The organism is Agarivorans sp. QJM3NY_33 (assembly GCF_050870865.2).
Taxonomy (GTDB): Bacteria; Pseudomonadota; Gammaproteobacteria; order Enterobacterales; family Celerinatantimonadaceae; genus Agarivorans.
This window is the reverse complement of the sequence record NZ_CP194039.2, coordinates 295,599-314,392: the sequence shown is the minus strand read 5'-3', so window position 1 is coordinate 314,392 and position 18,794 is coordinate 295,599. Positions and strand designations below refer to the sequence as shown.

The following is an 18,794-nucleotide window of genomic DNA, read 5'->3' as shown; positions in this document are numbered from 1 at the left end:
ATCGAACATTAAGCTGATATTTGGCAAGTTTCCGTGACTACGGTTCAATTTACTCGCTACATTTATTGCTAAGTTTTAAGTCAAATAACGCTGCAGTTCCGTCAAAGCCACAAATAAAAGCTAAACTGCATGTTCCTAAGAAAATGAGAGCACGTGTCGTGAAACAAACCCAACGCCACCAGCAAATATTGCAAATATTAAAAACTCAAGGTTTTGTAGCGACCGAGCAATTCGTTGAATCGCTGGCCGTCAGCCCACAAACCATTCGCCGTGATCTGAATAACTTAGCCGAGCAACAACTCATCCATCGCCATCATGGTGGGGCCTCTTTACTCAGTAGCAGCGTCGTGAACGACTCTTACGCCAAGCGAAAAATTAAACAAGCGACAGAAAAACAAAGTATTGCACGTAAACTCGCCGAACAGATCCCCAACGGCGCATCGCTATTTTTAGACATCGGCACCACCTCGGAAACCCTTGCGAAGGCTCTGCTTAAACACCGCGACTTACGCATCATCACCAACAACATTCATGTGGCAAACATATTAATGTCTAAAGATGACTTTCAAGTCATTCTGGCGGGCGGCACCCTGCGCAATAAAGATGGAGGGATTGTTGGCGAAGCCACCACTGACTTCATCCATCAGTTTCGTCTCGACTATGGATTGATCACCGTCAGTGGCATTGATTTAGACGGTTCTTTACTCGATTTTGATTATCATGAGGCACGGGTCACTCAGGCCATCATCGCTTGCTCACGCAAGGTGATCCTTGCTGCAGACCACAGCAAGTTTGGTCGTAATGCGATGATCAACATCGGCAATATCGCCCAAGTAGACCAGTTCTACAGTGACAGAGCCGTGCCACAAGCCATCGCAGATATCTTAAAGCGAGCACAAATACCGTTGGTGCTATGTCCAGACCCGATTAATTTACTTGCTGAAACTTAACCCTATTGATGCCCTGCCTACTTTTTCGGCATGGCTTAAATACGGCGCATAAAAGCGCAGCCTATCAGCCATGAAATTCAACTGGAGCAGTCCGCCATCCCCAGAACCTCAATCGCGCAAAGCGAGCGTCTCATCTCACCACTCCTGCTCCGATAGCGCCCAAGCTGTAGCATCTATAAAATTGTTCTTAATTTAATCAATAAATGTCGTTTGTTGATTGTTTTTTAAACTAAATGTGTTCTATTATGTTCGTTAACGAACATAAACGAAAATACATTCAAGAGGCCAGCCATGCCAACTACTGAGCTTGAAAGTCACTATGAGATGATCGTGATTGGCGGAGGCATCAATGGTGTCGGTATCGCCGCAGATGCGGCAGGCCGTGGCCTCAAAGTCGCTTTATTCGAACAAAATGATCTCGCCAGCGCCACCTCTTCAGCCAGCTCGAAGTTAATTCATGGCGGGCTACGCTATTTAGAATATTACGAGTTTCGCTTAGTAAGCGAAGCATTAAAAGAGCGAGAAGTATTATTAAACATGGCGCCTCACTTAGTTGAGCCGATGCGCTTTCGCCTACCACATCGACCTCATCTTCGCCCTTGGCTATTGATTCGCATGGGTTTATTTCTCTACGATCATCTTGCCAAACGCAGTACTTTAGCAGCGTGTAAGGGCTTGTACTTTGGCCAAGACAGCGTGCTAAAAAGCGACATCAGCAAGGGCTTCGAGTATTCCGATTGCTGGGTCGACGATGCCCGCCTAGTGGTTAGTAATGCCCTGTTAGCCAAGCAACAGGGCGCCTATATCGCACCTCGCCACCAAGTCATTTCGGCAAAACGCGAAGCACAGCACTGGCTGGTTGAAGTACTCAACCAGAATACCCATCAACGCCAACAACTTCGCTGTGATAGTCTGGTCAACGCTGCAGGACCTTGGGTACAACAATTCATCGAGCAGGCAATGCACCTCATGCCGCCACGTCGTATTCGTTTGGTCAAGGGCAGCCATATTGTGGTGCCCAAACTTCATGCCCAAAGCCAGTCCTACATCTTACAAAATAGCGATAAACGGATCGTATTTGTAATCCCCTACCAGCAAGACTACTCGCTGATAGGCACCACCGATCTTGAATATCACGGCGATCCCGCCAAAGTGGCAATTTCCACATCAGAAATAAGTTACTTGTGCGATGTGGTAAATCAGCACTTTCAGCAGCAAATTTCCAGCAACGATGTTATCCATAGTTTCTCTGGGGTGCGCCCACTGTGTCAGGATGAATCCGACGACCCCTCTGCGGTCACCCGCGATTACACCTTAGAACTCAGCGAAGCCGAACAAGGTGCGCCACTATTGTCTGTATTTGGCGGTAAGCTCACCACCTATCGTAAACTCGCCGAGGCAGCCTTAGCCTTATTGGCCCCTCGCCTATCAGCGATGGGAGCCCCCTGGACCAGTAAAGCGACCTTACCTGGCGGCAAATTAGAACAACCGCTCGCAGAATTTATCGCACAACAACAAGCGCTCGCGGCAGAGCTCGACCCAGCCTTAATCGAACGTTGGTGTCACCAATTTGGTCGCCAAATTCAAACATTACTTGCGGCGGTAAAACATCATGGTCTAGGCCTACACTTTGGCGGCCAGCTCTACCAAGTTGAAGTAGACTACCTGCAAGCTGAAGAATGGGCCTTCACCGCCGAAGATATTTTATGGCGACGCACCAAACAGGGTTTACAGCTTAATGCTGACCAACAACAGGCTTTAGCGGACTATTTACAAGAGTCTCGAAACGTCCCCTATCACGACCTTAAAAATGTAGTCACACTGTAGTGTTAAAACCCAATAATGCTATAAACAGACGGCCGCACAGGATCGACCTTCTAATCAAGCTGCAAACTTTCTTTTAATTACTTGCTCAGGCTATTGTTTTTAACAAAACAATAGCCTGAGCAAGTCTTTGGCGCTTTCTTTAAGCAGGCTAGGCGGTTAGACTTTCTGCGTTTTAACAGTAATTGTTAAATAAAAATATTAAAACGCTTAGAGAGAAACCGATGGAACAAAAATTTCTACCTCTTTGTCGCCCGGCGATCGAGCAACCAGAAATCGATGCCGTAATTGAGGTATTAAAATCGGGATGGATAACCACTGGCCCCAAAAATGCTGAGCTCGAAAACGTAATCAAAGCCCATACTGGTGCCCAACACGCAGTGGCTTTAAGCAGTGCGACGGCGGGTCTTCATCTGAGCTTAGTCGCTTTAGGGATCGGCCCCGGTGATGAAGTAATAACCCCATCCATGACTTGGGTATCGACGGTGAACCTGATTACCCTCGTCGGAGCCAAACCAGTCTTTGTGGATGTAGATGCCGATACCTTGATGACCACCGCAGAGCGGATCGAGTCCCTTATCACCGATAAGACCAAGTTGATCATCCCTGTGCATTATGCTGGCGCCCCCTTAGATTTGGATGCCATTTATGCCTTGGCAGAGCGTTACCAAATCCCGCTAATTGAAGATGCTGCTCATGCCATCGGTTGTGAATATAAAGGCCGCCCCATCGGTCAAACAGGACATTGCATCTTTTCCTTACACGCCATTAAAAATGTCACAACAGCGGAGGGTGGGATATTCACCACCAACGATGCGCAGCTGGCAGAACGGATCCGCCGTCTTAAATTTCATGGCCTTGGTGTTGACGCCTTTGATCGCGAGAACCAAGGCCGCGCGCCCCAAGCCGAAGTGATCGAACCCGGCTTCAAATACAACATGCCGGATCTCTGCGCTGTACTTGCCCTCGGACAAATGCAACGTTTAACAAGGATCACTCAACAACGCCAAAAACTGGTCGCCCATTATCGTCAATTGTTAGCTGAGCTGCCCGGCATTCGCCCTCTGCAAGTCCCCGAATATGACCACCAACACTGCTGCCATCTGATGATTATCCGAGTCGAGCCTCATCTTTGTGGCTTTGACCGTGACCAATTAATTAGCCAATTAAAACAACTCAACATCGGCGCTGGCATTCACTTCAAAGCCTGCCATAGCCAGAAATACTATCGAGACCATTACCTGAGCCGCTTCGGTGAAATAAACCCTAATCTACAAAATACCGAGTTTAACAGTCAGCGGATCTGCTCCTTACCCCTATTCCCCGATATGCAACTGAGCGATGTCGAACGAGTGGTAAACGCCATCACCCACTTTATTGGAACTTCTAATGAAACATAAGCAAGAGATTCACTTCGTCTCCATTGTGATCCCGGTTTATAACGAAGCCGCAAGTCTACCAGAACTAATTAAGCGCACCTGTGCCGCAGCCGATAGCATGGGCAAGGACTATGAATTACTACTGATCGATGACGGCAGCAAAGACAACAGCGCCGAACAAATTGAAGCGGCCGCAGCCGAAGAAGGCAGCCACGTGGTGGGCGTCATCCTCAACCGTAATTATGGACAACATAACGCAATTATGGCGGGCTTTGAGCATGTACGCGGTGATCTAATCGTCACACTAGATGCCGACTTACAAAATCCTCCCGAAGAAATTCCTAACTTGGTGGCCAAAGCCGAAGAAGGTTACGATGCGGTAGGGACCGTACGTAAAAATCGTCAAGATAGCCGACTTCGTCGTTACCCCTCGATGCTGATCAACAAAATAGTCAAACGCTCTACTGGCGTAGCCATGAACGACTACGGCTGCATGCTGCGTGCCTATCGCCGACATGTGGTTGATGCAATGTTACAGTGTCACGAACGCAGTACTTTCATTCCCATCTTAGCCAATGGTTTTGCTCGACGCACCGTTGAAATCGACGTAGAGCATAGTGAACGCCAACAGGGAGAGTCGAAGTACAACGTAATGGGCTTAATCAACTTGATGTTTGATTTACTCACTAGTATGACCACCGCACCGTTAAGAATGCTCAGCATTATGGGTGGGGTCATTGCCACCCTCGGCGGATTATTTGGCTTGGTATTGTTATTAATGCGACTTATCTATGGCGCGGAATGGGGCGTAGATGGGGTATTCCCCTTATTTGCACTGCTATTTATTTTTGTCGGGGCACAATTTGTAGGCCTTGGTTTACTGGGTGAATATATCGGCCGGATCTATTCTGATGTGAGAGCCCGACCACGTTACTATGTGCAAGATGTACTACTAGGTGAAGCGACTAAGCAGCCGCGGACCCACAATGAAACTCAAAAAAAACAATAGCAATAACTAAATTTAGCGATTACTTCTAAGGAATAACCCATGAAAGCAGTGGTATTTGCCTATCACAACATTGGTTGTATTGGCATTCAAAGTCTTCTCGATGCGGGGATCAATATTGCCGCAGTCTTTACCCACCTCGACGACAGTCAAGAAAATGTATTTTTTGACTCGGTCGCCAAATTAGCTGCACGACAGGGGATCCCGGTATTTGCACCTGAAGACGTCAATCACCCGCTATGGCTGGAAAAAATTAAGGCGCTACAGCCCGATGTGATGTTCTCGTTCTATTACCGTTCAATGCTTAGCCAATCGCTTCTCGAGATTGCGCCCAAAGGTGGCTTTAACTTACATGGTTCTTTACTTCCGGCTTATCGTGGCCGCGCGCCAGTAAATTGGGCCCTAGTGAATGGCGAAACCGAAACCGGAGTCACACTCCATGCCATGACCGCAAAAGCAGACGCTGGCGACATTGTGGCACAGCATAAACTGGCCATCGATGCTGATGACACGGCTGCCACTTTGCACCAACGACTCACCAAACTCAGTGGTGAGTTGCTCGCACAAACCTTGCCCAGTATTATCGAGGGTAGTCATTGCTTAATCCCCCAAGATGAAAGCCTCGCCAGCTGTTATGGTCGCCGAACCCCGGCCGACGGTGAAATTAAATGGTCCGATAACGCCCAAACCATTTTCAATCTTTGTCGCGCGGTCACCGAACCTTACCCTGGCGCATTTACCTTCTTAGGTGAACGCAAGGTGATTTTTTGGAGCACCAGCATCAGCGAGCAAGATTATGATGCAAGCCCAGGAACCATTGTCGCGACCACGCCACTAACCATTGCTTGCACTCAAGGCTCCATCGTAGTCAATACTGGCCAAAGTGAACAGGGTTTATATCTCAATGGCCAGCAACTCGCCAGCGAGTTACACCTCGTCGCAGGCATGCGCTTTGGCCCACAAGCCAGTTCACTGATCGCCGCCAAAAAACGGCAAAAAGTACTCATTTTAGGAGCCAATGGTTTCATTGGTAATCACTTAACTAAACGCTTACTCGACGATGGCAAGTATGAAATTTACGCCATGGATATGAGCGCCAACCAGATAGAACAACATTTAACCCACCCCGATTTTCACTTTGTCGAAGGTGATATCACCATTCACAGTGAGTGGATTGAATACCACATTAAGAAGTGTGACATCGTGTTACCTTTAGTCGCCATCGCAACGCCCATCGAATACACCCGTAATCCACTGCGCGTATTCGAATTAGACTTCGAAGAGAATCTCAAAATTGTTCGCGAGTGTGTCAAATACAACAAACGCATCATCTTCCCTTCCACTTCGGAAGTGTATGGTATGTGTACCGATGAAGAATTTAACGAAGATAGTTCGCCATTAATTACCGGTCCAATTAACCGTCAACGATGGATTTACTCAACCTCTAAGCAACTACTCGACCGAGTGATCTGGGCCTATGGTAAAAAAGACAACCTGAAGTTTACCCTGTTCCGTCCCTTTAATTGGATGGGGCCTCGCCTAGACAGCTTAAACTCGGCGCGGGTGGGTTCCAGCCGGGCGATTACTCAGCTGATCTTAAACTTAGTAGAAGGTACGCCAATTAAATTGATTGATGGCGGTGAGCAAAAACGTTGCTTCACAGATATCTCCGAAGCCATTGAAGCCTTATTTCGGATTATCGAAAATAAGGATGGTCTGTGTGACGGACAAATCATTAATATTGGCTCACCAGACAACGAGGCAAGTATTAAGCAAATGGCGGAAACTCTGGTTGAAAAATTTGCCGCGCATCCACTACGCGATCGCTTCCCTCCTTTTGCGGGTTACCATTTAGTCGAAAGTAAAACCTTCTATGGGGATGGTTACCAAGATGTTCAGCACCGTCGACCTAGCATTCGCAACGCCAAGCGTTTACTCGATTGGGAGCCGACCATCAAGATGGGAGATACCATCGAAGAAACCCTCGATTTCTTCCTAAAAACGGCTGTTGACGAATAACCATGAGTGTCCAAGATACGATTAAAGTTGGCCTACGGATCGATGTTGATACCTTTCGAGGCACGCGTTTAGGCGTACCCAAGCTATTAGACATCTTCCAAGAGCACCAAATTAAGTCTTCATTCTTCTTCACTGTTGGTCCAGACAATATGGGCCGCCATATTTGGCGGCTGCTGCGTCCAGCCTTCTTAAAGAAGATGTTACGCTCTAAGGCCGCCAGCCTTTATGGCTGGGATATCATTCTGCGTGGCACATTTTGGCCAGGGCCAGTGATCGGTCACAAGCTCGCGTCAGTCATCAAGCAAGCAGATTTGGCTGGCCATGAAATTGGCTTGCACGCTTGGGATCATCACAAGTGGCAAATGAAAACCGACAGTATGTCACCCACCGAGTTAGCCAAAGAGCTCAGCAAAGGCTACCAGATGCTCTCCGATATTATCGGCAAAGAGATCAGCTGCAGCGCCGTTGCTGGCTGGCGCTGCACCGAAACGACCCTCGATGAAAAGGAAGCCTTCCCATTTCGTTACAATAGTGATTGTAGAGGCAAGTCGATCTTTGTTCCCAAGTCGGGCATGGCCCCCCAAATTCCAGTGACACTACCCACCTATGATGAACTGATCGGTCAAGAAGGCGTAGACGAGCATAACTATAACCAAGCCATTCTCGACAAAATTAAACCGGATGCACTCAATGTTTATACCATCCACGCTGAAGTGGAAGGCATTGTTTGTGCGGAAATGTTTGAGCAATTGCTGATCCAAGCGAAGCAGCACAACATTGAGTTTGTGCCACTGAGCGACCTACTCGATCAGCATTACGAGACTTGGCCGCAGGACAGTATCTTAAACATTGAAATAGAGGGTCGTGAGGGCTGGCTGAGTCACCAAGCCTCGCTTGTGAGACCAATCAGTAGCTAAGCTAGGAACAAACATGCGTCACACACAACTTAAATTATCTAGCTGGGTTCCCATTTTCTTTATCCTACTGTATTTACTGCCTTTAGGGCTGCGCGATCTCTGGTCTCCCGACGAATTACGTTATGCCGAAATCTCACGAGAAATGGTCGCCTCCGGCGACTGGATCGTACCGCACTTTAATGGTCTACGTTATTTCGAGAAGCCCGTGATGGGCTATTGGATGAACGCTTTGGCGCAGCTGGTATTTGGCGAAAACAATTTTGCAGTGCGAGCCTCATCAGCCTTTAGCGCGCTTGGCGCAGCTTTCTGCCTATGGTTATTACTCTGGCGGTTTGCTTCACGCTCAATTGCCTGGCTCGCTAGTGGGATCTATCTCAGTATGTTCATGGTCTCTGGGATAGGGACTTATAGTGTGCTCGACAGCATGTTAAACCTTTGGCTCACCGCCAGTTTTACCGCTTTCTATTTTGCCATCCGCAGTGACACGACCCGGCAACGCGCTAAATATTATGGTTTGGCCGGTTTATATTGTGGTTTTGCGGTACTCACCAAGGGCTTTCTGGCCTTAGCGCTACCGGTGCTGGTGGTCGTGCCTTATATGCTGTGGAGTCAGCAATTTAAACAAATTATTAAATGGGGCTGGTGGGTGATGTTACTGGCACTGCTGGCTTGCCTCCCTTGGGCCTTGGCCATTCATGCTGCCGAGGTCGATTATTGGCATTACTTTTTTTGGATTGAGCATATTCAGCGTTTTGCTGCGGAAAATGCCCAGCACTCGGCGCCAATTTGGTACTACTTGCCCTTTGTTGCCGCCGGAGTATTACCTTGGCTATTTTGGTCCCCCAGCGCACTGCGTCACTTAAAAGGGCAAATGCATCTTCCCCTGTTACGCTATGCCCTTCTCTGGGCAATATTACCCTTGCTGTTTTTCTCCCTAGCAAAGGGTAAATTGGCCACCTACATTCTGCCTATTATGGCACCCTTGGCGATTTTGTTTGCCTTTGGCATTCAGCAAGCCTTTGCGCGTTCCTGTCGTGGGCTCAATTGGGGATCCTGGCTAAATGCGCTGTTGTTCGCACTCTTGGCAATAGCAACTTTAATTCTTAATTTCAGTGGCAAGTTACCCTTAGACGCCGATGAAAGCTATCGACCTTGGCTGCTATTTAGCATCTTCGCCTTTTGGTCAGCAATGGCGGTCGTCGCAGTTAAAGCCAACAGTTTAAATGGTAAGGTAGCCAGTTACATGCTGATGCCCTTGGCGCTATTTATGCTGGCTTGGGCGACTTTCCCCAACCTCAGTATTTATTCAAAAATGCCGGCCAAATTTGTTCAACAAATTGAACACTTGGTCGATGCTAACACCGTTTTGGTTGCCGATTACCCCGATACCATGTCAGCCCTTAATTGGTATTTCAAACGCAGTGATGTGTATTTAACCAGCGCCAAAGGTGAACTCGAATATGGTCTAAGCTACCCCGATGCACAGCAACGGTTTGTCCCCAGTGCTGCGCTAGCGACATTCATTGAACAACACCGTAAAGTAGCACCAGTATTGATTTACTTTCGTGATAAACCCCATTTCGGCGATACCCTTCCTGCCACCGACCAACGCATTCAACGCGGCCGCTACACTGTACTTTACTATCAAGCCTTGCCGAGTCAGCCGTGAGCATTTTTTTATTACTGACGTCAATCGCCTGTAGTTCCTTGAGCCAATACTGGCAGAAACGAGCCGCGCTACTATTCGTTGCGCAGCCCAATATGGGGATCCGCAGCAAACTATTGGCAAAACCGCTATTGTTGGGGATCGTGTTTCTGGCGCTCGGGGCCATCTCCTGGCTAGGCGTGCTCAGCCAATGGGATGTTTCAGTGGCCTATCCGCTGCTCAGCAGCAACTTTGTGATTATGTTGTTGGTCTCCAAGTTCGCCTTTAAGGAACAAGTGCATACTCGCCAGTGGTGGGGCGTGCTCTTGATTGTGATCGGCGTAGCTATTTTAGGAGGCGCCAGTCAATGGCTATAAAAGCGCCCCCATATAACCTCAGCCTGGCCTTACTCAGTGTGCTATTTATTTCATTAGCACAACTGGCCATGAAATGGGGCATGAGCCAACTCAACCTGCATTTTTCATCACTGAGCGAGCTTTGGCTTCAGCAGCAATGGGGCTTATTATTCAGCGCGAGCTACCACTACTTACTCGCGGTGATATTTGGACTTGGCTGTTATGGGCTGTCGATGTGTTGCTGGGTGATGGCCTTAAGACATCTCCCCCTGTCATTAGCCTACCCTTTGCTGAGTTTAAGTTATGTCTTGGTCTATATAGCGGCTGTTAGCCTGCCTTGGATAGACGAGACATTTAGCGGGCTAAAAGCGCTTGGCATCGTCTTTATCTTATGCGGAATAGCCTTGGTTGTGCCAAGCTCTAAACGCAAAGATAAAGGTGATTAACGATTAAAGACTCAGTTTTAGTTAAGCTAGGGCTAAGCGGCTATGAATAATAAGCAGACTCAAGTATTGTAGCTACATAGCCAACTTATTAATATTACGTTAATTAGTCGCAAGGAAACGCTGCCTACATGAAACGCCTGCTTGACTTATTTGCCATTTTTTTATTGCTAATACTGGCAACTTCAGTCTTTTTCTTGTTTTCTTTTCACCCCGATCGCTACAAAAGCGATTTCCTGGGTTGGTTCAATCAACAAAGTGACTGGCAGTTAACTTACCAAAGTAGTAACTGGTCTTTGACTGATCCGCTGAGTATTGAAATCTACGGTCTAGAACTCGCCAAATCAGAGCAAGCCGCTCTCATGGCGAAAAGCGTTCAGCTAGAGCTTGCAGCCCTACCACTTCTAAAGGGCCAGTTAAGCTTAAAATTAGTGACTCTAGAAAATGCTCAACTGGCAATGAGGCCCGAGCTGCTGCAAGCAAGCAAGCCCGCGGATGGTCACTCAACCCAACAAGACTTTTCGCTGCTTTGGATAAATCAATTACAGATCAAACAATTACAACTCAAAGACAGCGACGTACTATGGCAACAAGGCCAACAAAGTTATCACCTAAAACAGCTTGAATTAAGCATCGAAGACTTTGCCGTAGACTTAGCTCATCCTTCCCCCAGCGATTGGCAATTTAGCTTACAAGCCAGTGCCGAAAAGCTGGACAACCCCTATCAAGAGGTGCAACTGCCACAGCTCAACCTTCAATATAGCAACCAAAAGCTAAGCATCACACATCTTGGAGCCGACCTCTGGCAAGGTTCATTTTATGGTTCAGGAGAGCTGAGCAACAAACACTTACAAGTTCAACAACTGGTATTGAACAATGCTCGAATCGAGCACTTTACTCAGCCTAAAGATAAATCACCATTAGCCAACCAAGCATCCACTCAGGGCCAACAATTCCCTTCTTTCAGTTGGCTTGAGCAAATTGATATCGATAGTATCTTGCTCAATAAAATCAGTATGGCCACGCAAGTTTCGGGGCATAATCTGGTGCTCAACCACTTTACCGGTGAGTTGGAAAATATTCACAGCCGCTGGCCTCTCAAGCAAGAGCAAGTCACCGCTAACTATGCCTTTATCGCTGATGAGGTCACCTTCGACCAATTTCAATTAAGTGAACTCACCGCCAGCGGGGCGGTCGCTCAAGGGCGCTTTACCCTCGATGCTTTCCGCAGCGATGTCTTTAAAGGAAAACTGAGCTTAGCGCTAGACTACCATTGGCAACAAGCGGCGCTAAACATCCAACAGCTCACCTTGAGCAATAGTGAAATCCCAATTCAACCTAGTTGGCTAAGCCTGATGCAAACGAAGGACAATGCTACTGAACAAGTCTCCCAAGCACTGACGACAAGCCCTCGATTACAACAACTTAATATTGAGCAGGTCAATTTACAACAGGTAAAACTGCTGTCTTATTTGGATCAGTTTCCATTCTCGGCTGAAGGCTTAAATGTTGAGTTACGTCATTTAGCGCTGCTCAAAGATGGTCAATGGCAGAATATCGAGCAACTCTGGCAACCCAGTGCTCAATTATTCATTGAAGCGCCAGAACTGGCCTTTCGAGGGATCGCGCTGAGCCATGTCAGCATGGATGTCGGAGCAGAACAACAACTAGGCTATTTCAATTTATACGGGGAACTACCGCTGGGCCAATTTGAATTACAGGGACAAGCTTTATTAGATCAACAGCACAAACCTTGGAAAGCTGAAATTTCAGGATTGTTACTCAACTTAAGCTCATTGGCGAGGTTAGCCAATAATCGCGATTTCAAGTTATTAGGCGATCTGACCTTTAGCGGCAAACTACACGGCAAGCTGCAAGACTTTAATCATAATATCGACGGTAGTATCGATTTACATAGTCAGTTATTGCAACTCCCCGGTGTCGATCTGGAAGTCACCCTTGACCAAATCATCGAAAGCCCCCGGCAATACTTCGAAGATCCCAATCCCTTGATTGCCAACGGACTCGCTGTTTTTTGGCAAGCACCGAACAGCTTACCAAAGGGCTTGACTCAATTTACTAATCTGGCGCTTAGCGCCACCATTGGTCAAGGGAAGTTAAGTTTTGCCCCCCAACGCTTACCCGGTTTGCGCTACCAACTTACCCTCCAAGGTGATATCGATTTAGCCGCTCAACGCTTCGACAATTTACAGTTTGTGGTCGCCGACCAGCCTTGTTGGCGCTTAGTGCATACCATTGATGGTCACTGGAGCGCACCGACAATGAGCTTCGACCACTATCGTTCGCAACGCCGTTATCTTGTAGAACAACATCAATTTGTCCAAACGCCACAAGTACAGCCGTGTCGCTATCCTCTCAACCAAGTACAGCCCTAGCTAAGCTTGCGGTGCCCCTTCGATGAGCCTCGAGCATCACCGTTCGCAACGCCGTTATCTTGTAGAACAACATCAATTTGTCCAAACGCCACAAGTACAGTCGTGTCGCTATCCTCTCAACCAAGTACAGCCCTAGCTAAGCTTGCGGTGCCCCTTCGATGAGCCTCGAGCATCACCGTTCGCAACGCCGTTATCTTGTAGAACAACATCAATTTATCCAAACACCACAAGTACAACCGTGTCGCTATCCTCTCGACCAAGTACAGCCCTAACCAAGCTTGCGGTGCCCCTTCGATGAGCCTCGAGCATCACCGTTCGCAACGCTGTTATCTTGTAGAACAAACATCAATTTATCCAAACGCCACAAGTACAGCCGTGTCGCTATCCTCTCAACCAAGTACAACCCTAGCTAAGCTTGCGGTGCCCCTTCGATGAGCCTCGAGCATCACCGTTCGCAACGCTGTTATCTTGTAGAACAACATCAATTTGTCCAAACGCCACAAGTACCGCCGTGTCGCTATCCTCTCAACCAAGTACAGCCCTAGCTAAGTAAATCTAAAGAGGGATGTGGAATAGAACCGGTATTTAGGGCCAGCGCCTGTTCAATCAAACAGTCACGCAATGGGTTTTGGCTACTATCTTTACGCCACACAAAATTGAAACTACGACGCATATCTAAATCGGGAGTCGTTAAGCGCACAAGCTGGCCCGCCTGCACTGCCTGCTCAACGCTACGCCAGGGCAAACAACTTAAGTAAGCCCCATTCGCCACCAATGCAATCAAGCTGGGGACGTGGTTGTATTCCCGCCATACCTTCAGTCGAGTAATTTTGCCATGAATCGCACCGTTAAAGATCTCTCGAGTCCCCGAACCGCCTTCTCTTAATACCCAACGGGCCCGACTTAAGCTGGCTAAGTTCACCTGCGACTTGGTTGCTAGTGGGTGTTGCTGACCCGCCACCACCACCAGATGATCTTCACACCAAACTTGTTGCACAATCCGGCTATCCACACAGTGGCCTTCTATCATGCCCAACTGCAGTCGATAATCGAGTAAGCCCCCCAGCACCGATTCGGTATTACTAATCTGTGGGCTAATCACTAAATCCGGATAGTCTTGGTCGAGACGAGAAATGATCTGAGCGAGAAAATACTCAGCAATGGTTTGACTGGCCCCCACAGCCAACTCTCCACTAATAATTTGCTGGCCAGCAAATCCTTGCATCACATGCTGACTTTCCATCAATATCCGCTTCGCTCGGGGACGTAACCAATGGCCCCAATGATTCAAGCGTAAGCGCTTCCCTTGACGTTCAAATAAACGTTGCCCCAAACCTGATTCTAATTGGCTTAATGCCATGCTGGCCGCTGACTGGCTCATCGCAAGCTGCTGTGCCGCCACACTCACACTTTGAGTTTCAGCGATGGTGACAAAAACCGATAACTGTTTGAGGCTAAAGCGATAAAGATGTTGCATATAAGCTTTCCAGATGAATCGATGAAGATCTATTTACGCAGCTAATATAACAATAATTCCGCGAAGCAAAAATAAATCAGCGAACAATCATCAAATCGCAGCCGTCGACGCTTCATGATTTGCCTCGGTCCGAGGCAAAATGATGTAAAATCCTTTGAATTCAGCGGCCAATTTTTTCTCACAGTAAACTTCAACAGTGACCGTCATCTTACATTTTTTAGCGTCTAACAAAGGCAGTAAACTACCCTTCATTTGACTCTTATTCACGGTTGCGAGAGCATCGTCACTAATCGCTTTACGGTGTTTAATTTCCCCCTTTGCCAAAACAATATCACCAGCAAAACCATGCTCTTCCAACATTAACCAAATCATTCCCCAACCCGACAACACCGCTTGGCTATAGATGCTGCCAGCAAACATGGTCGAATGCGGATTACTATTACCCGCCAGCGCGAGCCTGGTGGTAAGCTGCTTTCCGGTATACTGGTGTAAACGCAAGCCCATTTTTTCACTCATTGGGATCTGCTGATTAAACATTTGCTGTAAGGCTGTACACAACTTTGGTTGACGAACAAAACGATGCTCAGCAGAAAGCTCTTTCACCATTTGCTGAACTTTAACTTTTACCTTATCAAAATTTGGGCTCCCTGCCGGCTCAAAACCACAACTACGGAAGAATGCTTGCGACTCACCCCGAGCATTCACCACGATACGCTGCACCCCCTCTTCGTGAGCCGCCGCTTCCAAGGCTAACATCAATAGCGTTCCCAAACCGGTTTTCCGCTGTTCAGGAGCAACCGCCACATGACGAATTAGAGCTTCTTTATTGTCGCTCAGAAACAAACGCCCGACAGCCAGCGCTTCACCATTACGGTCATGGATCATCCGGTGAATACTATGCGCATCATAAGCATCACGTTCACTCCCTAAAGGGAGTTGTAAGGGTTTATTTAATACTTCCCAGCGAAATTGGTAGTATTTGTCCATTTCACCGAGAGCTTCTGGGCAAACGACCTTATACATAAACTCATTCCTTATCGCTTATCAACCAACAAGTAAGCTAAACACAGGCGGCGACTCGCGCCAACCACTATTGATGATTAACTATTTTGTCAAATGAAGCCAAGTTTTACATCTTACAGTTAAATACAACAGTAAACCAACAATCAACATACTCGTTAACATATCCATCAGGCTGTGATAAGCCAAGTGATACATTAACCAAAGATAAGCCCCGTAGGCCAGCCAACTCAGTCCCCGCCAACGGGGGTACAGCTGCGCCAACGCAGTTTGAAGACTAAAGGCCAAGGCGGTATGGGTACTGTAATCAAGACCCAGACTTGGCCACCACGAATAATAATTGTCAGCCAACATCAGCCCATAAGTCATCCCCAGGCTCAAACCTAAGCGCCACCAAACGTCCCCCGAAGAATGCCTATTCAGGCGATGGCTAGCGTAAAATGCGGTAAGCAACAGTAATGCCTGGAGGGGGCTATAAAGATCAGCAAGCACCGCAAATAAATCATCCAAACTCTCAGTTCCTCAAATCCAAGCACAGCTCAGCCTACAGCATTCCTTAGCAAATCCATATAGAATGACCAGACTTTGCATCGCTAGTTACCATCAATGGACCTGCTGAAATGAAAAAATTATTGCTCTGCGCGCTGTTACTACTCGGCTTACTTGGACTTGCTCAAGGCCTCGGCCATTATCAATATCAGCAGCAAGTCAGCCAATGGCTCACTCAACTCGCACAGCAACAGCAATGGCAACTGAGTCGGCAAATCGACAACAGCAACTGGTGGCAGCAGAACGAAACCTGGCAACTTCAAGGCGATTTGCAACAATTGGGTTTAGCTCCCCAAGCCGTGAACCTAGTGATTCAACAACGAGTGACCTTTTGGCCGCTGTGGTTAACTGGAGAATGGCAATTTGACCCGCAGCAAGCTGACTATCAAGCGCTACTGCAACATTACCAACTCGCACCTTTCGCGCATCAAGGGCGTTGGCAGGCAAATATTATCCGACAACGACTGACCCAGCAATTTAAGCTAGAGGGCTTTCAACAAACCTTGCAACAAGTCGAACTAAACGTAGCCCCTTTACAGCTTAATCTCACCAGCGACTTAGCCATGCAGCAAGGAGAGTTGAATCTCGATTGGCAAGGAATGCATTTAACTGACCACCAACAGCAAGGCGATTTCATCTCGATTGGGCAAATACAGCTCAGTGAACGTTTTACCCAACACCAGCAATGGACACTAGTCGAGCAAGCTAACTGGTCGGTCGCCAGCCTCAGCTTTCAACTCGCCGAAGCTCATATGAGCTTCGATTTACAGCAACTGAAGGTCAACAACCAATTTAGCGAACAGCAACAAAAGGCTTATTTGGGGATTAATGGCGAACTCGGTAAGCTCCATTTTTCAGAAGGTGAACAACATCTCACGATGGAGAAACTGCGCTTACGTTCTCAATTAGGGGGGATGCCAATGGATAGTTTAATTCAATTGAGCCAACTCAAACAGCAGCAGACCCAAGCAAGCGCGCTGGATCCACTGGTACAACAAGTCGTCGCAGCGGGACTCGACTGGCAGCTTGATCAGCTCGCCGTGAACATCGATTCAAATTACTCGCAAACCGTACTAAAGGGCGATCTACAACTTTCTGGACTGGCCAAGCTATTGCCCTTTGAGCTCACCGAGATATCTAAGCCCTTACAGCTGTTACGTTATTTAGACTTAAAACTAAACATCGATGTGAGTGACCAGCTATTTAGCTACAGCCCCTTGGCTGGCTATATTTTGGCACTACGTCAGGCGGGTTACTTAGAGCATCAAGCAGGCCGAGACCAGAGTCAGCTAGTGTTCAACGACAGTGAATTTAGCATGAATAACATCGCAGTGAATTAAGTAGATTAGGCTGTCAACAAGTGGCAGCCTAATTACACCTGCAACCAGAAGGTCATTGGCCCATCATTGACCAAGGAAACCTGCATATCGGCGGCAAAAGTGCCCGTTTCCGTCGCCAGCCCTCGGTCCCGGCAAGCCTCCACGAAAAATTGGTAAAGAAATTTAGCTTGATCCGGGGTGGCCGCCTTAGAAAATCCCGGTCGTAAACCTTTATCGGTTTCTGCGACCAAGGTAAATTGCGATACCACCAACAAACTGCCGCCGGCCTGTTGTAGATTTAGGTTGGTTTTCCCCTGAGCGTCACGAAAGACTCGATATTTAATCACCTTCTCGCAAAGTTTAATTGCTTTGGCCTGATCATCAGCTTGCTCTACACCGAGCAATACTAATAAGCCAGCACCAATACTTGCGGTCATTTCCCCCTCAATGCTAACACTAGCTTGGCGCACTCTTTGAATCAATGCAATCATGACGATTCCTCAATAACAGAATTTGGCGATGAATTTTTCAACTGAGTAAATTCACCTAAAGCGGCAGTAATTTCAGCACCAAACAACACCACAATCCAACTTAAATAAACCCAAACAAACAAGATAGGAATACTGGCTAGTGCGCCATAAATAACTTGATAGGAAGGAAAAGACGAAACGTAAAAGGCAAAGCCACGTTTACACACTTCAAACAACAAGGCTGCAACCACCGCACCAGTAAAACCGTGCACAAAGCGGATCTGCTTATTCGGTACTAATAAATAAAGCAAACAAAAGGCTCCAATAGAAAACAGCAACGGTACCACCCGTAGCAATTGGTTCCAGATCCCCAATAGAGTCTCATCGGCAAATAACTGTATCGAGAAAATATAAGAACTCAGCGCCAAACTGCCCCCCATCAATAAAGGCCCCAGCGTCAAAATCATCCAATAAATAGGAAAGGCGCTGCGCCAGCGACGCTTAACCGTCACTCGCCAAATCATATTTAAACTTTTATCGATGGAGGAAATTAACATCAGTGCGATCACTGCTAAGGCAACAATCCCAACGGTGGTCATTTTCGACGCGTTATCCACAAAGCCACGCAAATTCTCTCGCACCACATCGCCAGAGGCGGGAACGAAATTATTAAACACAAAATCTTCGATCAATTGTTGAAAACCAGCAAACACCGGAAAGGCGCTGATGATGGAAAAAGTCACTGCAACCAGAGGCACTAAAGAGAGTAAGGTCACATAGGCGAGAGAACTGGCGATCATGGTCAGTTTGCCATCTTTAATCCGTTCGAGCAGAAATCCGCTAAAGGCCTGCGCCTCAACCCACAGCCCTTGCCAGCGACTTGCCGTTAACCATTGCGCCATGATCCCTTGCCCCAAAAATAATTATTCTTGCAAAGAATGACTCAGTTAAGGGCGCAACTCAAGTTTAACAAGGGCTTATGTATCTTTATCGAGCACTATAGATACTTATTTGGGTGATGTTT

At 47.4% G+C, this 18,794-nt stretch carries 16 protein-coding genes; 11 read left to right on the top strand and 5 right to left on the bottom strand.

From position 1 onward, the window contains the following. The first annotated feature begins 158 nt into the window (after positions 1 to 158). From ACRRSY_RS01410 to ACRRSY_RS01365, 10 genes are all read left to right on the top strand, one after another. On the top strand, positions 159 to 950 hold the full coding sequence (locus tag ACRRSY_RS01410) for a DeoR/GlpR family transcriptional regulator (RefSeq protein ID WP_432454988.1): 792 nt from the start codon (positions 159 to 161) through the stop codon (positions 948 to 950). A 291-nt stretch (positions 951 to 1,241) separates the two neighbouring features. Continuing rightward, positions 1,242 to 2,777, top strand: a complete 1,536-nt coding sequence (glpD, locus tag ACRRSY_RS01405) for a glycerol-3-phosphate dehydrogenase (RefSeq protein ID WP_432460675.1) — start codon at positions 1,242 to 1,244, stop codon at positions 2,775 to 2,777. Between the two features lie 221 nt (positions 2,778 to 2,998). Continuing rightward, the gene (gene arnB / locus ACRRSY_RS01400; protein WP_432464230.1) at positions 2,999 to 4,174 is read left to right on the top strand and encodes a UDP-4-amino-4-deoxy-L-arabinose aminotransferase; all 1,176 of its coding nucleotides are present in this window, start codon (positions 2,999 to 3,001) and stop codon (positions 4,172 to 4,174) included. Beyond that, a complete protein-coding gene (gene arnC, locus ACRRSY_RS01395) occupies positions 4,164 to 5,162 on the top strand; it encodes an undecaprenyl-phosphate 4-deoxy-4-formamido-L-arabinose transferase (protein WP_432464229.1) in 999 nt (332 codons plus the stop codon). The genes arnB and arnC overlap by 11 nt, the downstream gene beginning before the upstream one ends. 39 nt (positions 5,163 to 5,201) lie before the next feature. Then, positions 5,202 to 7,178 (top strand): bifunctional UDP-4-amino-4-deoxy-L-arabinose formyltransferase/UDP-glucuronic acid oxidase ArnA, encoded by a 1,977-nt coding sequence (arnA, locus tag ACRRSY_RS01390; protein ID WP_432464228.1) that lies wholly within the window; start codon positions 5,202 to 5,204, stop codon positions 7,176 to 7,178. A 2-nt stretch (positions 7,179 to 7,180) separates the two neighbouring features. Continuing rightward, entirely contained in the window at positions 7,181 to 8,095 is a 915-nt protein-coding gene (arnD, locus tag ACRRSY_RS01385) for a 4-deoxy-4-formamido-L-arabinose-phosphoundecaprenol deformylase (RefSeq protein ID WP_432454993.1), read from the top strand. A 13-nt stretch (positions 8,096 to 8,108) separates the two neighbouring features. Further along, the gene (gene arnT, locus ACRRSY_RS01380; RefSeq protein WP_432464227.1) at positions 8,109 to 9,764 is read left to right on the top strand and encodes a lipid IV(A) 4-amino-4-deoxy-L-arabinosyltransferase; all 1,656 of its coding nucleotides are present in this window, start codon (positions 8,109 to 8,111) and stop codon (positions 9,762 to 9,764) included. After that, on the top strand, positions 9,761 to 10,117 hold the full coding sequence (locus ACRRSY_RS01375; RefSeq protein ID WP_432454995.1) for an EamA family transporter: 357 nt from the start codon (positions 9,761 to 9,763) through the stop codon (positions 10,115 to 10,117). Before arnT ends, ACRRSY_RS01375 begins: the two co-directional genes overlap by 4 nt. After that, a complete protein-coding gene (arnF, locus tag ACRRSY_RS01370; RefSeq protein ID WP_432454996.1) occupies positions 10,108 to 10,542 on the top strand; it encodes a 4-amino-4-deoxy-L-arabinose-phosphoundecaprenol flippase subunit ArnF in 435 nt (144 codons plus the stop codon). The genes ACRRSY_RS01375 and arnF overlap by 10 nt, the downstream gene beginning before the upstream one ends. A gap of 128 nt (positions 10,543 to 10,670) precedes the next feature. Then, a complete protein-coding gene (locus ACRRSY_RS01365) occupies positions 10,671 to 12,935 on the top strand; it encodes a hypothetical protein (protein WP_432464226.1) in 2,265 nt (754 codons plus the stop codon). Between the two features lie 541 nt (positions 12,936 to 13,476). Here ACRRSY_RS01365 and ACRRSY_RS01360 read toward each other — a convergent pair. From ACRRSY_RS01360 to ACRRSY_RS01350, 3 genes are all read right to left on the bottom strand, one after another. Then, positions 13,477 to 14,412, bottom strand: coding sequence for a LysR substrate-binding domain-containing protein (locus ACRRSY_RS01360; protein WP_432464225.1), 936 nt, complete (start codon positions 14,410 to 14,412; stop codon positions 13,477 to 13,479). 90 nt (positions 14,413 to 14,502) lie between these two features. Next, positions 14,503 to 15,435, bottom strand: coding sequence for a YiiD C-terminal domain-containing protein (locus ACRRSY_RS01355; RefSeq protein WP_432454999.1), 933 nt, complete (start codon positions 15,433 to 15,435; stop codon positions 14,503 to 14,505). A gap of 81 nt (positions 15,436 to 15,516) precedes the next feature. Then, positions 15,517 to 15,942 carry a hypothetical protein gene (locus ACRRSY_RS01350; RefSeq protein WP_432464224.1) on the bottom strand — a complete coding sequence of 142 codons (426 nt, stop codon included), beginning with the start codon at positions 15,940 to 15,942 and terminating at the stop codon, positions 15,517 to 15,519. A 110-nt stretch (positions 15,943 to 16,052) separates the two neighbouring features. Here ACRRSY_RS01350 and ACRRSY_RS01345 point away from each other — a divergent pair, with 110 nt between their 5' ends. Then, on the top strand, positions 16,053 to 17,321 hold the full coding sequence (locus tag ACRRSY_RS01345) for a hypothetical protein (protein ID WP_432464223.1): 1,269 nt from the start codon (positions 16,053 to 16,055) through the stop codon (positions 17,319 to 17,321). A 32-nt stretch (positions 17,322 to 17,353) separates the two neighbouring features. Here the strand turns inward: ACRRSY_RS01345 and dtd are convergent, their stop codons facing one another. Both dtd and ACRRSY_RS01335 read right to left on the bottom strand, forming a co-directional pair. Then, the gene (gene dtd / locus ACRRSY_RS01340; RefSeq protein ID WP_432455002.1) at positions 17,354 to 17,791 is read right to left on the bottom strand and encodes a D-aminoacyl-tRNA deacylase; all 438 of its coding nucleotides are present in this window, start codon (positions 17,789 to 17,791) and stop codon (positions 17,354 to 17,356) included. Beyond that, positions 17,788 to 18,672, bottom strand: coding sequence for a virulence factor BrkB family protein (locus ACRRSY_RS01335; protein ID WP_432464222.1), 885 nt, complete (start codon positions 18,670 to 18,672; stop codon positions 17,788 to 17,790). Before ACRRSY_RS01335 ends, dtd begins: the two co-directional genes overlap by 4 nt. Positions 18,673 to 18,794: the final 122 nt, after the last annotated feature.

Excerpts from the sequence above, each read along its gene's own strand:
- glpD (WP_432460675.1), top strand. The coding sequence starts at position 1,242 with ATGCCAACTACTGAGCTTGAAAGTCACTATGAGATGATCGTGATTGGC.
- arnB (WP_432464230.1), top strand. The coding sequence starts at position 2,999 with ATGGAACAAAAATTTCTACCTCTTTGTCGCCCGGCGATCGAGCAACCA.
- arnC (WP_432464229.1), top strand. The coding sequence starts at position 4,164 with ATGAAACATAAGCAAGAGATTCACTTCGTCTCCATTGTGATCCCGGTT.
- arnA (WP_432464228.1), top strand. The coding sequence starts at position 5,202 with ATGAAAGCAGTGGTATTTGCCTATCACAACATTGGTTGTATTGGCATT.
- arnD (WP_432454993.1), top strand. The coding sequence starts at position 7,181 with ATGAGTGTCCAAGATACGATTAAAGTTGGCCTACGGATCGATGTTGAT.
- arnT (WP_432464227.1), top strand. The coding sequence starts at position 8,109 with ATGCGTCACACACAACTTAAATTATCTAGCTGGGTTCCCATTTTCTTT.
- arnF (WP_432454996.1), top strand. The coding sequence starts at position 10,108 with ATGGCTATAAAAGCGCCCCCATATAACCTCAGCCTGGCCTTACTCAGT.
- ACRRSY_RS01365 (WP_432464226.1), top strand. The coding sequence starts at position 10,671 with ATGAAACGCCTGCTTGACTTATTTGCCATTTTTTTATTGCTAATACTG.
- ACRRSY_RS01360 (WP_432464225.1), bottom strand. The coding sequence starts at position 14,412 with ATGCAACATCTTTATCGCTTTAGCCTCAAACAGTTATCGGTTTTTGTC.
- ACRRSY_RS01355 (WP_432454999.1), bottom strand. The coding sequence starts at position 15,435 with ATGTATAAGGTCGTTTGCCCAGAAGCTCTCGGTGAAATGGACAAATAC.
- ACRRSY_RS01345 (WP_432464223.1), top strand. The coding sequence starts at position 16,053 with ATGAAAAAATTATTGCTCTGCGCGCTGTTACTACTCGGCTTACTTGGA.
- dtd (WP_432455002.1), bottom strand. The coding sequence starts at position 17,791 with ATGATTGCATTGATTCAAAGAGTGCGCCAAGCTAGTGTTAGCATTGAG.
- ACRRSY_RS01335 (WP_432464222.1), bottom strand. The coding sequence starts at position 18,672 with ATGGCGCAATGGTTAACGGCAAGTCGCTGGCAAGGGCTGTGGGTTGAG.